Source organism: Cognataquiflexum nitidum, assembly GCF_022538055.1.
Taxonomy (GTDB): domain Bacteria; phylum Bacteroidota; class Bacteroidia; order Cytophagales; family Cyclobacteriaceae; genus Cognataquiflexum; species Cognataquiflexum nitidum.
This window is the reverse complement of sequence record NZ_JAKZAM010000034.1, coordinates 44,508-59,793: the sequence shown is the minus strand read 5'-3', so window position 1 is coordinate 59,793 and position 15,286 is coordinate 44,508. Positions and strand designations below refer to the sequence as shown.

General features: G+C 41.9%; 12 protein-coding genes. 9 read left to right on the top strand and 3 right to left on the bottom strand.

Annotated features, from left to right (window positions below):
* The first annotated feature begins 451 nt into the window (after positions 1-451).
* A complete protein-coding gene (locus MMU07_RS18750; RefSeq protein ID WP_241128139.1) occupies positions 452-2,554 on the top strand; it encodes a M28 family metallopeptidase in 2,103 nt (700 codons plus the stop codon).
* Positions 2,555-2,688: 134 nt separating this feature from the next.
* Here MMU07_RS18750 and MMU07_RS18745 read toward each other — a convergent pair whose 3' ends face one another.
* The 3 genes from MMU07_RS18745 to MMU07_RS18735 are packed head-to-tail and all read right to left on the bottom strand — an operon-like array spanning position 2,689 to position 7,130.
* Positions 2,689-3,858: a THUMP domain-containing class I SAM-dependent RNA methyltransferase gene (locus MMU07_RS18745; RefSeq protein ID WP_241128141.1), complete on the bottom strand. Its 1,170-nt coding sequence runs from the start codon at positions 3,856-3,858 to the stop codon at positions 2,689-2,691.
* 48 nt (positions 3,859-3,906) lie between these two features.
* Positions 3,907-4,740, bottom strand: coding sequence for a DUF4249 family protein (locus tag MMU07_RS18740; protein ID WP_241128138.1), 834 nt, complete (start codon positions 4,738-4,740; stop codon positions 3,907-3,909).
* Positions 4,740-7,130 (bottom strand): TonB-dependent receptor, encoded by a 2,391-nt coding sequence (locus MMU07_RS18735; RefSeq protein ID WP_241128140.1) that lies wholly within the window; start codon positions 7,128-7,130, stop codon positions 4,740-4,742. The genes MMU07_RS18740 and MMU07_RS18735 overlap by 1 nt, the downstream gene beginning before the upstream one ends.
* A gap of 109 nt (positions 7,131-7,239) precedes the next feature.
* Here MMU07_RS18735 and MMU07_RS18730 point away from each other — a divergent pair, with 109 nt between their 5' ends.
* The 8 genes from MMU07_RS18730 (at position 7,240) to MMU07_RS18695 (ending at position 15,065) form a co-directional block, all read left to right on the top strand.
* Positions 7,240-8,205: a vWA domain-containing protein gene (locus MMU07_RS18730; protein WP_241128137.1), complete on the top strand. Its 966-nt coding sequence runs from the start codon at positions 7,240-7,242 to the stop codon at positions 8,203-8,205.
* A gap of 15 nt (positions 8,206-8,220) precedes the next feature.
* The gene (locus tag MMU07_RS18725) at positions 8,221-9,069 is read left to right on the top strand and encodes a hypothetical protein (protein ID WP_241128136.1); all 849 of its coding nucleotides are present in this window, start codon (positions 8,221-8,223) and stop codon (positions 9,067-9,069) included.
* A gap of 242 nt (positions 9,070-9,311) precedes the next feature.
* Complete coding sequence (locus MMU07_RS18720; RefSeq protein ID WP_241128135.1) at positions 9,312-10,490, top strand: acetyl-CoA C-acyltransferase; 1,179 nt, start codon at positions 9,312-9,314, stop codon at positions 10,488-10,490.
* Between the two features lie 71 nt (positions 10,491-10,561).
* Entirely contained in the window at positions 10,562-11,698 is a 1,137-nt protein-coding gene (locus MMU07_RS18715; protein ID WP_241128134.1) for a toxin-antitoxin system YwqK family antitoxin, read from the top strand.
* An 84-nt stretch (positions 11,699-11,782) separates the two neighbouring features.
* Positions 11,783-12,718 (top strand): phosphoribosylaminoimidazolesuccinocarboxamide synthase, encoded by a 936-nt coding sequence (locus MMU07_RS18710; RefSeq protein WP_241128133.1) that lies wholly within the window; start codon positions 11,783-11,785, stop codon positions 12,716-12,718.
* A 207-nt stretch (positions 12,719-12,925) separates the two neighbouring features.
* The gene (locus tag MMU07_RS18705; protein WP_241128132.1) at positions 12,926-13,306 is read left to right on the top strand and encodes an STAS domain-containing protein; all 381 of its coding nucleotides are present in this window, start codon (positions 12,926-12,928) and stop codon (positions 13,304-13,306) included.
* A 2-nt stretch (positions 13,307-13,308) separates the two neighbouring features.
* Complete coding sequence (locus MMU07_RS18700; protein ID WP_241128131.1) at positions 13,309-14,223, top strand: ribonuclease Z; 915 nt, start codon at positions 13,309-13,311, stop codon at positions 14,221-14,223.
* A gap of 35 nt (positions 14,224-14,258) precedes the next feature.
* The gene (locus tag MMU07_RS18695; RefSeq protein WP_241128130.1) at positions 14,259-15,065 is read left to right on the top strand and encodes a queuosine precursor transporter; all 807 of its coding nucleotides are present in this window, start codon (positions 14,259-14,261) and stop codon (positions 15,063-15,065) included.
* Positions 15,066-15,286 lie beyond the last annotated feature (221 nt).

Sequence of the window (15,286 nt, the reverse complement as noted above, 5' to 3'; positions counted from 1 at the left end):
CGCCTACCTAAATACAACACCAAATCATTGACACTAATTGTCAAATTTTGTTACGTGCACTTATACGGATACACATAAAAAATAAGCCTAATTGAACTTAAACCTAGCAAAATCCTCCCGATGATTCGTTGGGAGGATTTTTATTTTATCCTTTTTCCTGTATTGTTGAGTAAGCGGTAAATTCTTCAATTTACCACACCCTATCCGTTTCCCAACTTCCCTACCCCTCTAATTCCTCACCTACCTACCATCTTCCCTACTTTCTATCTTCCCATCTTCCCTACTTCCCATCTTCCCATCTTCACATCTTCCCTACTTCCCTACCTCCCTACCTCCCTACCTCCCTACCTCACGGCAATAAAACCAATTTTCAACCTTTTAACATTTATCAGGCATTTCATTTTGGGGTTTGGATATATTTGTGATCAGGTGATTTTCAAAAACAATTTCTATGAAGAAGCATAATTTACTGACATTTATTTTTGTGGGACTCTTAGCTCTTCAGCTTCATTCCCAGACTTTAGATGGCTACTCCAAAAATTCGGCAACCAAACAACTGGACTTTGAAAAACAATTCAAACAAACAGTTGATTTCAGCAGGTTCAGGATCCATTTGGAAGCCATTACTTCCGAACCCCACGTAGCCGGTACTGCAGCCAATGAAAAAGTAAAAGACTACATGGCAGAATCCATGAAAAATTCAGGTTGGGATGTGAATGTCTATCCCTACGATCTGTATCTATCCAAAGGCCCCGGAGAATCCTTGGTAGAATTGGTAACTCCGATCAGGCAGCCACTCAACCAGCAGGAAAACATCCTGTCTGAAGACCCTTATTCCTCCAATCCAAACCTTTGGAAAGGTTGGAATGCTTTTTCGGGCAGCGGTGATGTGACTGCAGAGGTCGTGTATGCCAACTATGGCACCAAAGCGGATTTTGAAAAATTAAAGCAAATGGGTATTGATGTCAAAGGCAAAATTGTCTTGGCTCGTTACGGAGGCAACTTCAGAGGTTACAAAGCGAAATTTGCAGAACAAGACGGTGCAGTCGGACTGATCATTTTCACAGATCCGGCGGATGCAGGTTACATGCGTGGCCCTGTCTATCCTGAGGGCACTTTTTATGATGAAAGCTCTATCCAAAGAGGTTCTTTGCTCACTGTCGACTGGACAGGAGATGCTCTGACTCCTTTTGAACCCGCACTTCCCCTAGATGGCAAAACCAAAATCAAGAGGTTGGATCCTGCTGAAGTAAAAGGATTGCATACCATTCCTGTAACTCCGATTTCCTATGGCGCTGCCAAAGAGATCTTAGGAAAAATGAAAGGAAAAGCAGTTCCTGCAGGTTGGCAGGGAGGTTTGCCATTTACCTATAGATTGGAAGGCGGCCAAGAACTCACAGTCAGGCTGAAAGTGCAGCAAGAAAAAGGCATGGTCCGGGCAAATAACGTAGTCGGAACATTGAAAGGAGAATTGTATCCTGACGAATGGATCATCCTTGGCTGCCACTATGACGCATGGGGATTTGGTTCTACAGATCCTAACTCAGGTACCGCAATGTTGCTCAGCATGGCAGAAACCTTAGGAAAAATGGCCAAAGAAGGTAAAAGACCTGCACGTTCTATCCTTATAGCACATTGGGATGCGGAAGAACATGGAGTAATCGGTTCTACGGAATGGGTCGAGCAATTCCGGGATGAATTGGGAGCAAAAGCCGTCGCCTATATTAATTTGGATGCGGCTGTATCAGGTAAGTATTTTGGAACTGCCGCCTCCCCTACTTTGAAAAAAATAATCATGGAGTCAGCAAAGCAGGTTACCTATCCTGATTCTACCAAAACGGTCTATGAGGTGTGGGCAGCCGGCAAACCTGAACCAAGCATCGGCAATCTAGGTGGTGGATCTGACCACATCGCATTTTACATGCACGTAGGAATTCCATCCATCAGTGGCGGTGCTAGTGGTCCTTCCTTGTACCATACTAATTACGACAACCTTCATTTCTATGAGAAGTTTGCAGATCCTACATTCAAAATGGGAGGAACTGTAGAACAGGTGATAGGAATAATGGCACTTAGATTGGCTAATGCTGAGATCATTCCTTACGAGGCCTCTAGGTATTCCAAAGACCTGACAACGCATTTTGAAAATGCGGAGAAAGGAGTCAAGGGTTTTGACAAAGATTTTAAAGGATTTGAAAATTCCAAAGCAGCCATAGCAGGTCTCAAGATTAGTGCAGAAGCTTTGGACAGCAAGATCGCCTCCACTTTGGCGAGCGGTCAACTTGATTCCAAAAAGATCAAGGCGATCAACAAAGACCTGATCGCATTGGAAAAAAGCTTCATAGATCCTAAAGGAATGTACTTTGGAAATTGGTACAGGTCACTTTACGCCTCTACAGATCCATTTAGCGGTTACGCTTCATGGATGCTTCCGGGGATCCAATACGAGACAGAAATGAAATCCTCTGCAAGATTGAAAGAATGGGATGAGCGATACAGCAAAGCCATCCTAGACCTCAAATCCAAAATGGATGCACTCCTTAAAAGCCTATAATCATTCCAAAAAAAACCGGCAGATGCCGGTTTTTTTGTTTTTATACATTTTTGCTCATCACCAGACACATCAATTAAAAATATGGCCTGATCCAGGGAATCACCCACTATGGGCCGTGGTCTGTGTATTGATAACTAATCAACCTTCTCCCTCGTCCCCCTATACAATTCAAATTTCAATAATCGGCAATCAATAGTCCCGTTATAAAATTCTATTTTTCTAGCTGCCCGAAGACCAACTTTTTTGCCAAGTGAAACATTACCGGTAAAAATATACCCCGTATAACCCGGGCATTTCTGCTTCATAAAATCACCCATTCTTTTGTATGTAATTGCCAGGTCCTCTTCTTCACCCAACCTTTCTCCATATTCAGGATTGAAATACACAACTCCGGAATCAGACTCAGGAACTGTCGTTTCCTCAAAATCTCCTACCTCAAATTCAATCAAATCCTCCACTCCTGCCGTACTTGCATTTTCCCTGCTAAATAAAATCGCCTGCTCGCTGATATCGCTTGCTATGATTCGCAGACCGGGTCGTTGAATTATTTCTGCCTTGAGCTTTTCCTTTTCTTCCTGGTAAAAATCCTCGTCATAACCTTTGATATGCATAAAAGCATAATGGTCTCTCAAAAGCCCGGGGAAACGATTGGTAGCCATCATCGCAGCTTCGATGGCCAAAGTCCCGGATCCGCACATGGGATTGACAAAGGGGCTCTCCTTATCCCAATCGGCGGCAATGATGGTAGCCGAAGCCAATGCTTCCAACATCGGTGCTTTGCCGGGAATCTTTCGGTATCCGTGTTTGGCCAAGGTATCGCCGCTCGTATTGATATACAGATTGGCCTGTGTTTCTTTCCAAAAAAGCTGAAAAACAGCCCCTTCCAACGCTGATCCTGAATCAGGCCTGATACCTGACTTTTCCCTGAATCGGTCTACGATGGCATCTTTGATCCTGACATTGACAAAAAGCGGATTGTCTACACTCTGATTGTCCACATGCGAAATGACTGAAAAATAGGAAGATTCAGAAATGTAATCTTCCCAAGGCAATGCCTTGATTCTCCTGTAAATATCATCCGCATGGTGGAGATAAAAAGACCTGATCTCATACAAGACATGGCTGGCAGTCCTAAGGTGAAGGTTCAAAAAAATACAATCTGACAAAGAAGCCTCCAATTCAATGGATGTCCTTTCGGTTTTTTTAGGCCTAAAACCCAAATCAATCAGTTCTTTTTCAAGGTATGATGAAAACCTATCCTTGCAGGTGACGACTACCTTTCCTTTCAATCCAAAATCTACCATAGCCACAAAGGTAAAAATATTATCCTTATGGAACCCAAAAGCTAAAAATCAAGGTTGCTTGGCGGGAATCTGCACTGTCTCACTGACAATGGGGCTTGTCATAAAATAACCTAAAATCGATCCCTGACCGTTTTTTAGCCTGATGTTGGATTGTGGGTTTTGGGGTGGCGGGGAAAAGAGCCCTCCGTCATTGAAAAGAAGGCTTACAAGCTGGTTCAAATAATCAAAAGCCCCTTGATTCAACCTGAACAGTTCCAGCCGGATTTTGTCGTTTGCCTTAAAAGGAAATCCCGAAAGTTCAAAACCATTGTCCAAGATGGAAGTCCCAAAAGAATCATCAAATAATAAATAATCAAATCTGCTATTCCTTAAGGTGTCATTCTCAATGATTCTGATCCTGTAATTGTTATCTTGGGTAAAAGGGATTTTCCCATACACTGTCAGGTAATAGCCCTCTTCCCTAAAAAGCCTTTCTTCTTTGAATTCTACAACTACGCTGTCCAAAACAGGCGGCGGCAGGATGGTTCCTTGGGATACATATTCGTTTTGGCCAATTATAACACTCAATTCATACCTCTGACCGACTATTCCTCTAATACCATTTTGAGCCAGGTATTTTTTGTTTGAAGGAGAATAAAAGAATAGGATAACTGCACCTGAGTCAATGTTTTTGATACTTACATCTGCATTTTCTACCACCTCATTGTCTCCCTCTAGGTAATAATCCTTGGACAGGGTTATTTTTACCTGATTGATAGAACTGTTGTCTGTCCATATTGCCTCAATGACAGGGATGGGCTCAAGGGTTTCCAAATCCAAAAGCACTTCTTCCTGACAGGAAGAAAACAAAATAAGTGTCAAAATTAAAATCAGGTATCTCATCAGAATTTGAAATTATAAGTCAATGCCGGTAAAAAGGTAAAAAGATAAGTCATAATCACCCCGGGTCTTTGGGACACTATTTCTCCTCCATCTTCAGGATCAAAATTAATGTCGTCATTAAATATGTCAGTAAACTGAAAGGTAAATGGGTTCTTTCTCCCATAAAGATTATAAATGCTGAAGTTCCAGCTTCCCCTCCACTTTCTTCCTTTATCCTGATTCTTCCAAGTGACCGAGGCATCTACCCGATGATAATCCGGAAATCTGTCATCATTTCTCTGATCACCATACACCGGTACCCTTTGGGAATCTACTACATAGGTCCCCACAGGAAAGGTTACTGCCTGACCTGTAGTATATACAAATGTAAGCCCTGCACTCCACCTATCTGAAAACTCATGGTTCAAGACAAAATTCACATCATGTGGCCTATCAAACCTAGGATTATACCAAGTATCATTACTGATGCCTACTATTTTTCTCCATGTTCTGGAATAAGTATAGCCAAGCCACCCGGTTGTTTTTCCAACATTTTTTCGGATCAAAAATTCCGCACCATAGGCATAACCCACACCTGACAGCAATTCTGTTTCTACATTGTCAGTAAAAAGTACACTTGCCCCTTGACGCAAATCCACGACATTTCTAAAATCTTTGTAATAAGTCTCTACCGAAACTTCCCAGGTTCCCTTGTCAAGGTTCTTGAACAGCCCGACAGAAAACTGATCACCTCTCAAAGGTTCTATGTAGGTTCCGGATGGAAGCCAACGGTCAATAGGAAGACCTGCAGAACTGTTGGAAGCCACTTGCACATATTGGTGATTGCGGTTAAAGGCGGCTTTGAAAGATAAATCTTCAGCTATAAGGTACCTGAGTGAAATTCTTGGCTCCAACCTTTGAAAAACCTTCATCCTTTCCAATCTTCCAAAAGTCAGGGTATCGGTCACCTCTACCTCTGGACCGGGTACTCCCCCTTCATACTGATAGACAACCCCTTTACCTACTTCCTGATAATGACTCAATCTCAAACCTGCCTCAACGAGAAGTTTATTGCCTAATTCTGTGGTACCCGAAACATAAATATTGTTGAGCAGACCATTCTTTTGGGTGGTATTGATATCGGAAAGGTTAGACTCCGGGGCTAGCTCCAAGTTGATCGGAGCAAAATGGTAAAGTTGCCCATGATAACCGGCTTTAACTACTGAATTATTCCCAAGCAGCCAGGTCCAACCTAGGTTTACGCCACTTTCAGAGAGAGAATTGGTCCAATTAAACCCATCCTGTGGGTCGTCAAACTTCACTTGATATTGATACCTGCTGTGGTATGCACTCAGGTCAAAGAATTTGGTAGAGCTGATGTTTCTGTTCCAATTAAAAGAAGAAATGAAATTGTTCCAGCCAAGCCCAAACTGCCCCGAAAGTCCCAAAAAGTCTGTACCATAATATGTGGAGAAAGATATTTTGTCCCTTTCTCCTAGCTTGAAAGTAAATTTTCCGCTCAGGTCATAAAAGAAAAGCTGGTTATTATTGATATTTTCATTGTTTGAAAGCTTCAAAAAGAGATCTGCATAGGTTCTTCTTCCTGATACAATAAATGAAGATCGATCAGAAAAAAGTGGCCCATCTACGGTTAGCCTAGAACTGATGGTGCCTATTCCTCCCTCGCCTCTGACCTTTTGAAAATTACCTTCTCGCATGGACACATCAATCACTGAGGAAACCCTGCCACCCAATTCTGCAGGAATATTTCCCTTATAAAACTCAATATCCGACAATGCATCGGGATTGAATACAGAGAAAAACCCAAAAAAGTGTGAGGGATTATATACCGGTGCACCATCAAGGTTGATCAGGTTTTGGTCAGCCGATCCTCCCCGGACAAACAAGCCTGTCGTCCCTTCTCCGGCAGTCTGCACTCCGGGCAAAAGCTGAAGACTTCTCAGGATATCTACTTCACCAAACAATGCCGGAATGTTCTTTATGGTCTCGATAGGTACCACAGATTTCCCCATTTCAATGCCTTTGACATTTTGTTCGGGATTGATTTCCCTAATGATGATCTCCTGCAAAGAAAGCTCTTCAGGTTTGAGAAAAAACTTCAAGGGTTTTTCAATATCCTTGACAGAAAGTAACCGCACTGATTGCGAATAACCAATAAAAGAAATAATAAGTTTTGCTGGTAAAGGGACAGAGGCCAAGCTAAAAACTCCATTTATATCAGAAACGACACCTTTCTGAGGCGCTGATTCCCAATAGATATTAGCCCCCGGCAGTGGTGTATTTCCTTCAACTTCATAAACGGTACCTGAGATAAATGACTGTTCTTGGGAATAAAGTAAGGTGGTACTCAAAAATAAAAGGACAATAAGCGTAAGTGGCAAAAACTTCATGTAGAAAATTTGGTTTTCATGGATAACGGATTTTGGCCGTTTGGTGTTGAAATTTATGTCATTAATTTCTTTTCCTTTTCTTTTCATCAATATTTTATAATTTCAGGGCATGATTTGGGCATACCCTGACGCGAAATTGATTTATGTATTGGCCATCGTTTTTGGCTTCCTGTACATGGTATACTTGTACCGTTTTTATTTGATCAACAAGAAACTTGTGGTTCAAAAACACAGGTTGATTATGAAACTTTTGCTTCGGATTTCCTATTTTGTTTTGTTTTTGATTGCCATGGCCGGACCATCTATCGGGACTTCCATGAAAGAAATCAAAGAAGAAGGAAAAGATATTTTCATTGCCATTGATTTATCCCAATCGATGAATGCTACCGATATAGGTCCAAGCAGGATTCAAAGGATCAAATATGAACTGAAAAACCTTGTCAAAAACTTTACAGGAGACAGGATTGGCTTGATCATATTCAGTTCAGAAGCCTTTATCCAATGCCCTTTGACTTTTGACCAAAATGTCCTGCAGCTACACCTTGATGGTTTGAATACAGGTTTGGTACCCAATCAGGGAACAGACATCAGTGCGCCCCTAAATATGGCGCTGAATAAATTTGACCTTGAAGAATCAGCAGAGGCCAACTCCAAATCCATCATCCTGATTTCTGATGGAGAGGATTTTGGAGATGAATTTCAGGACATTACTTCCAAACTCAGTGACAAGGGAATCAAGGTGTTTTCATTGGGAGTGGGCACAAGTCAGGGAAGCAATATTCCAAAAGGAAACGGAAAAATCATTGACCCCAACACCAACCTCCCTGCCATCAGCAGGCTTGAATCGGGTAACCTCAAACTGATCGCTTCCCAAACAGATGGTTCATATTTTGAACTGAGCGATGATGTACAGGAAATCCCAAACCTCATAGCGGCTTTGGAAAGACAGGAAGCCACTGTGACAGGATCAAGAATGGTGGAAGCCTCTGCCAACAAGTATTTTTATTTTCTGTTAATTGCATTGGGATTATCTCTCTTGGACTTGATGTTGCCATTCAAAACCATCAAATTGTAAAAACGTGTAACAATCATGATGACTTCAATACGGGTTTTCTTTTTATCGATTTTGATGATTACCTCTTCTTGGAATGAGGTAGGGAAAAGGAATGCCGCCATCAAAGCCGCCACAAAAAGTTACGAACAGGCAGATTATGAATCTTCTATCACCAACCACCTCAGACTGGTAAGTGAGTACAATCTCAGTACACCCAATGTCAGCTATGACCTTGCCCTGAGTCAGCATTATGGCGGTCAGCTCGAGCAGGCAGGCCTGACTTATCAGAGCTTATACCAATCGCCGGACAAAAACATTGCCTCATTTGCTTACAACCAAAACGGAGTCATCCTAGGAGAACAAAAGAAATACGATGAAGCACTTGATGCCTTCAAGATGGCTTTGATCAACAATCCCCTCAATGAATCTGCAAGATACAATTATGAACTGCTAAGCAGGTGGCTTGAACAAAACCCTGAACAGCAGGAACAACAAAAACAGGAACAGCAGGACAAAGAGGAACAGGAAAAACAAGAGGAGCAGGAAAAGCAGGAGCAGGACAAAAAATCTGAGGAAAAAAAGGACGGCGAAGGAGAAGAACAAACAGAAGAGGATGAAGCCACAGAATCCCAGAAAAAAGATGACAAGGAAGGAGAGAAATCCCAGGAAGAGAAAGATTCCGATGAAGCCAGTGACATAGAAAGTGATCTAAGCGACAGAGAAAAAGCGCTTGAAAAAGTAAAGGAAAAACTACAGGAAATGAACCTTTCACCGGAACAAGCAGCTCAAATCCTCGAAGCTATGAATGCTGCCGAACTCCGATATATCCAGCAAAACAAGAAAAAACCAACCAAAAAACCACAGAGGGGACTGCCGGAATGGTAGTTGGAGGTTGGGAAGGCGGGAAGTTTGGAAGTGGGATGTAACAAGTAAGAGGTAAGAAGTAAAAGGTGAAAATCGCGATTCTATGTCTAGAACCTTCACCTTAATATTCTGAATAGTAACCCTCGGTTTTCCAAACAAAGTTAAAGGTCTTGGTTCTTCTGTCTTTGTCTCATATCTCACGCCCCATATCTCAGGTCTCATATCTCATATCTCACGTCTCATATCTAAAAATATAAACCCAAATGAAAGAAGTCTATATCGTATCCGCAGTGAGAACTCCGCTTGGGAGTTTTGGAGGAAAGCTTTCGAGCCTTACAGCCATAGAGCTGGGCAGCATCGCTATAAAAGGTGCTTTGCAAAAAGCAGGCGTAGACCCAAATGAAGTTCAGGAAGTGATGATGGGAAATGTAATTTCTGCCAATTTAGGTCAGGCACCTGCCCGTCAGGCAGCCATCGGAGCAGGATTGGGGTACAACGTACCTTGCACTACTGTCAACAAAGTATGTGCATCAGGCATGAAGGCTGTGATGTTTGCTGCCCAATCTATCATGACCGGACAAAATGAGCTTGTCGTAGCCGGCGGTATGGAAAGCATGTCCAATGTCCCATACTATATCCCCAAAGGAAGGTTTGGCTACAAATATGGCAATGCCGAACTCGTCGACGGATTGGTAAAAGACGGCTTGTTTGAGGCATATTACAAATTCCCGATGGGCAACTGTGCAGACAATACCGCCAGAGAAATGAAAATCACCCGGGAAGAACAAGACACTTATGCCATCCAATCATACACACGTTCTGCTGAAGCGTGGAAATCCGGTGCATTCAAGGACGAAGTGATCCCTGTAGAAATCGCCGGAAGAAAAGGAGAAACCATCATCATAGATGAAGATGAGGAATTCAAAAATGTCATGTTTGACAAAATCCCCACGCTGAGACCAGTTTTTGAAAAAGACGGCACAGTGACTGCCGCCAATGCATCTACCATGAATGACGGTGCTTCCGCTTTGGTATTGGCGAGTAAAGAAAAAGTCGAAGAACTTGGACTGATACCCATTGCCAAAATCAGGGGCTTTGCAGATGCTGCCCAAGACCCGCTTTGGTTTACCACCGCTCCGGCTTTGGCTATTCCAAAAGCCATCAAAAACGCAGGTTTGGCCGCTGAAGATGTGGATTTCTACGAAATCAATGAAGCCTTTGCTGCGGTAGCCATCGCAAACCAACGTGAACTACACCTTGACAACGACAAACTGAATGTATTTGGCGGAGCTGTTTCCTTGGGACATCCGCTTGGCGCTTCGGGTGCAAGAATCATTACGACCCTATGTTCCGTGTTGGAACAGAAGAAAGGCAAAGTCGGTGTGGCAGGAATCTGTAACGGCGGTGGCGGAGCTTCGGCCATCGTCATCGAAAAACTCTAAAATTATCGGGGATAAAGGAACCATACCTTTATCCCCCTATTTTTTATACCTATTGTAGCCAAAAAAATCAAATGAGATTACCCGTCTTCTTACTTCAGATTCTAGGTAGATTGAAAACAACAACCTTGACCCTACTTTTTGGTATGGGGATTTTTTCTCCCTTATTTTCTCAGCAGTTGGTAAAGGTCTATTATGATGAGGACAAAAAATTACTGAAAGAAGAATATTTCACCCTTGGGGGCGTACCACAGGGAGAATTCAAACTCTACCTAGCCACAGGAGAATTGGCACAGACGGGCCAACTCAAAGACGGGAAGAAAGAGGGTTTGTTTATTGATTGGTATCCTGAGACAGGAGATACACTTAGGAAGGTAAACTATATCAATGACAAAAAGGAAGGGAAATCGATCAATTACTTCCCATCGGGCAAGATATCCCAAGAGCTAAATTATGTAGACAACAAAATCGAGGGAAAGATCATTTCTTATTTTGAGGAGGGGATGGTCAAGCAAAAATCAACCTTTAAAAATGACAAACCAAATGGGTGGACTTTGGTCTACAGGGAGGATTTGCCTGGATCCATATCGGAAAAGATTTTTTTCAATGAGGGAGTCATCGAAATCAGGGAAAATTATTACGAAGACCAAATCACAAACAGGTCGACTTACAAAGACGGCAAATTAAATGGTCTACAATTCACCTATTATCCTGAGGATAAAATTTCCTCTCGAATAAATTACAAAAACGGTATTCAGGAAGGGGAAGCTATATTTTTCTTCGAAAACGGGAATATAGCCAGACAAGGGAACTACAAAAAAGGAATCCCGACAGGTAAGTTTGAAAGTTTTTACGAAAGCGGAAAAACAGAAAAAGAGGTCAGCTACAAAAACGGAAACATCACAGGAAAAGCGATCAGCTACTATGAAAATGGAAAAACTTCAGAGGTGTCCAATTTCAATTCTTATGGTGAGATTGTACAGATCCTTGGCTATCATGAAAACGGCCAAAAGGAAAGGATCATTAACTTCAGAAATGGACTGGAGGAAGGTGAAGTTCTCATTTACCATCCAAACGGACAATTGAAAGAATCTATTTTCTACAGGTTGGGAAAGCCACACGGCATCCAAAAAATATATGATGAAAGTGGTAACCTGATTTCTGAAAGGTTATTCAAAGAAGGGAAGCCTGTCGACCCACCGACAAAATAAAAATCGGAAAAAAACCGATAATTAATCAGGCGCAAACCGCCAATAAACCCATCTTTTTCTAATTTTGCCAAATAGACAACAAAAATGAAAAAAGCCATAAAAGAAACCCATTTCAATTTCCCAAATCAAGTGGGTTTTTACAAAGGTAAAGTAAGGGACGTGTATATTTTTGAGAATACACTGGCCGTTGTCGCCACCGACAGGATATCCGCATTTGATGTGGTTTTGCCTAAACCCATCCCATTTAAAGGGCAGGTTTTGAATCAGATTGCAGCCCGTTTCCTAAAAGCCACGGCAGATTTGGTTCCCAATTGGGTGTCTGCCACGCCACATCCCTATGTGACGATCGGAAAAAAATGTGAACCTTTCAAAGTTGAAATGGTCATCAGAGGCTACCTGGCAGGTCATGCAGCTAGGGAATACAAAGCCGGAAAAAGAAGTATCTGTGGCGTTTCACTCCCGGAGGGATTAGCCGAAAACGACAAACTTCCGCATCCGATTATCACTCCCACTACCAAGGCATCTGAAGGCCACGATGAGGATATTTCCAAAGAACAAATTCTGGCACAAGGTATAGTAAGTCAGGAGGATTATGAAGTATTGGAAAAATACACACATGCCCTATTTGCTAAAGGAAGTGAAATGGCCAAAGAAATGGGATTGATTCTAGTGGACACCAAATATGAGTTTGGGAAATACGGAGATCAGATCCTTTTGATAGATGAAATCCATACCCCTGATTCCTCGAGGTATTTCTATGCAGACAAATACGATGAATACCAAAAAGCAGGCTTGGCCCAAAAGCAATTATCCAAGGAATTTGTAAGACAATGGCTGATTGCAAATGGTTTTCAAGGTAAAGAAGGCCAATCTGTTCCGGAAATGAAGGATGAATTTATAGAGGAAATTTCCAACCGCTACATTGAACTATATGAAAATATTATAGGTGAACCATTTGTTAAATCTGCCTATACAGATTTGGAAGGAAGTATAGAAAAAGCCATATTGGAGAATATTTAAAATGATTATCCGCCAATTTTGCCATTGACTAAGATAAATGTAAAAGCTTAGGATAATTCAGCCCACAGACCATGGAGGAATGTTCATAGCCACGTAATGGCACTCCCATCTGATTTCCATATAATGAGTGACAAGAAAGAGTTTATACACAATAATTAATTTAAAACACCGCCTTATTTTTAGGGGCAATATTCAAAAACGATAATTATGAAGTATTCAGTAGATAAAAAAGAACAATACGTAATTTTTACTCCTTTGGAAGAAAAGCTGGATTCAGCACTTTCTCCAAAACTCAAGTCCGAACTCCTTACCGTTCAGGCCGAAGGTTATGACAATTTGGTCATTGATATGAGTAATGTAAAATACGCTGATTCAAGCGGATTAAGTGCTCTTTTGGTAGGCAACAGAGAATTTGGCCGTAATGGAGGGATTTTTATCATTGCTTCCCCTCAGGACCATGTTATGAAATTAATTAAACTTTCCATGCTCGATAAGGTTTTTATCATTGTGGATACCATTGAAGAAGCTGCCGAAGCTATCTTTATCCATGAAATCGAAGGTAAAGATCAAGAAGAAGAGGAAGATTAATTTTGGAATTTGAAGTCACCATCCTAGGATCCAATTCCGCCATTCCTGCCCACGGAAGAAACCAGACATCCCAACTGGTATCCGTGGGCAATTCATTTTTATTGATCGATTGCGGTGAAGGAACCCAGATACAGCTCCGCAAGTTCAAACTCAAATTTGGAAGGATAGACTTTATCCTTATTTCCCACCTCCACGGAGACCATTTCTATGGCCTGATGGGATTGATTTCAAGTTTCCACTTGGTGAAAAGAGAGCGGCTATTGACCATCTTTGGACCGAGCGGATTGGATGAAATCATCACCACGCAACTCAAGCATACCAACACCAAACTGAGCTTCCCACTGCGATTTGTGCCTACACAAGCAGAGGGAAAAAACCTGATTTTGGAAGAACCCATGTTCAGGGTATTTACTTTTCCTTTGCAACATAGAATTCCCTGCACAGGATTTTTGATTGAGGAAAAGCCGGGACTTCGAAACATGATCAAAGAAAAATTGATAAAAACCAAAATGCCTATCGAAGCCATTGTCTCTTTACGTGAAGGAAAAGATGTGGTGGACTCCGATGGTAAAGCCCTCTACAGGGTAGAAGAATACACTTACCCTCCAAAACAATCAAAAAAATACGGCTATTGTTCTGATACGGTTTTTGACCCTACCTTGGTGGAGTACATCAGGGAAGTTGACCTACTTTACCATGAGGCGACATTCGGAGACGATGAAGCCGAGAGAGCAGGCACCACATTCCATAGCACCTCTAGGCAGGCCGGAATCATTGCCATGAAAGCAAATGTCGGAAAATTGCTCCTTGGACATTACTCCTCCCGATACAAAGACCTCACCCCGATCTTAGACCAAGCCAAGGAAGTCTTCGAAAACACTTACCTGAGCGAAGAAGGCGTGACTTACTCGATTTAACCATTTCAGCTTCCCAAATTCACCACCACACCTATATGGCAACTGCAATCGAACAGAAGACTTTTCAATCCAAAAAAACCAACCTGTTCATCATCCTGAGCGGTTTATTTCTGACCAATGCGATTTTGGCTGAAATCATCGGCGTCAAAATTTTCTCCGGAGAAATGACCTTGGGAATCGAGCCGGTAGGATGGAAAATCTTCGGAGACTATATCCTTGACTTCAACCTGACAGCCGGGGCGGTCATATGGCCTGTGGTTTTTATCACAACCGATATCATCAATGAATATTTTGGTAAAAAAGGAGTCAGAAAAATCAGCTTCATTACTGCATTTTTTATAGCCTATATTTTCTTGGTGATATCAGTAGTCACCGTACTTCCTCCTGCTGCATTTTGGCTCGAGGTCAATACTCCCGATGCGGAAGGCAATCCTTTCAATATCAACAATGCCTTCAATATGATCTTCAGACAAGGTTTGGGGATTATCATTGGATCCTTGACAGCTTTCCTATTGGGGCAGTTGATAGACGTTTACGTTTTCCAAAAGCTGAGAAAAATAACCGGGCCCAAAATGATTTGGCTAAGGGCAACCGGTTCTACATTGGTATCTCAGCTCATAGACTCATTTGTAGTCTTGGGAATCGCATTTTATATTTTTGGTAACTGGAGTTGGGCACAGGTAGCTTCCGTGGCGATCATCAATTATGTCTACAAGTTCAGCGTGGCCATCCTGCTTACTCCCCTACTCTATTTGGGACATTATTTGATTGATAAATACCTTGGAAAAGAAGTTTCTGAAGCCCTCACTCAAGAAGCAGCAAGTGACACCTCCTTCTTATAATCATGATTCCGGTCATTTTTTCTAATCCCAATTATGTGTCTAAATGTATACTGTTTATCCGGTTCTGGTTGGATTTTGTCTATTGACAAAATAATAATGGCGATCCCAAATCCCGAAACCAAAAAAGCAGGCTTCTGAAGTGCTTTAATTTTATGATGTGAAAACATTGGTATCAGAAAAAAAATTAGCCTTCACCAATCAGTACCAATGTCTTTTTGTTA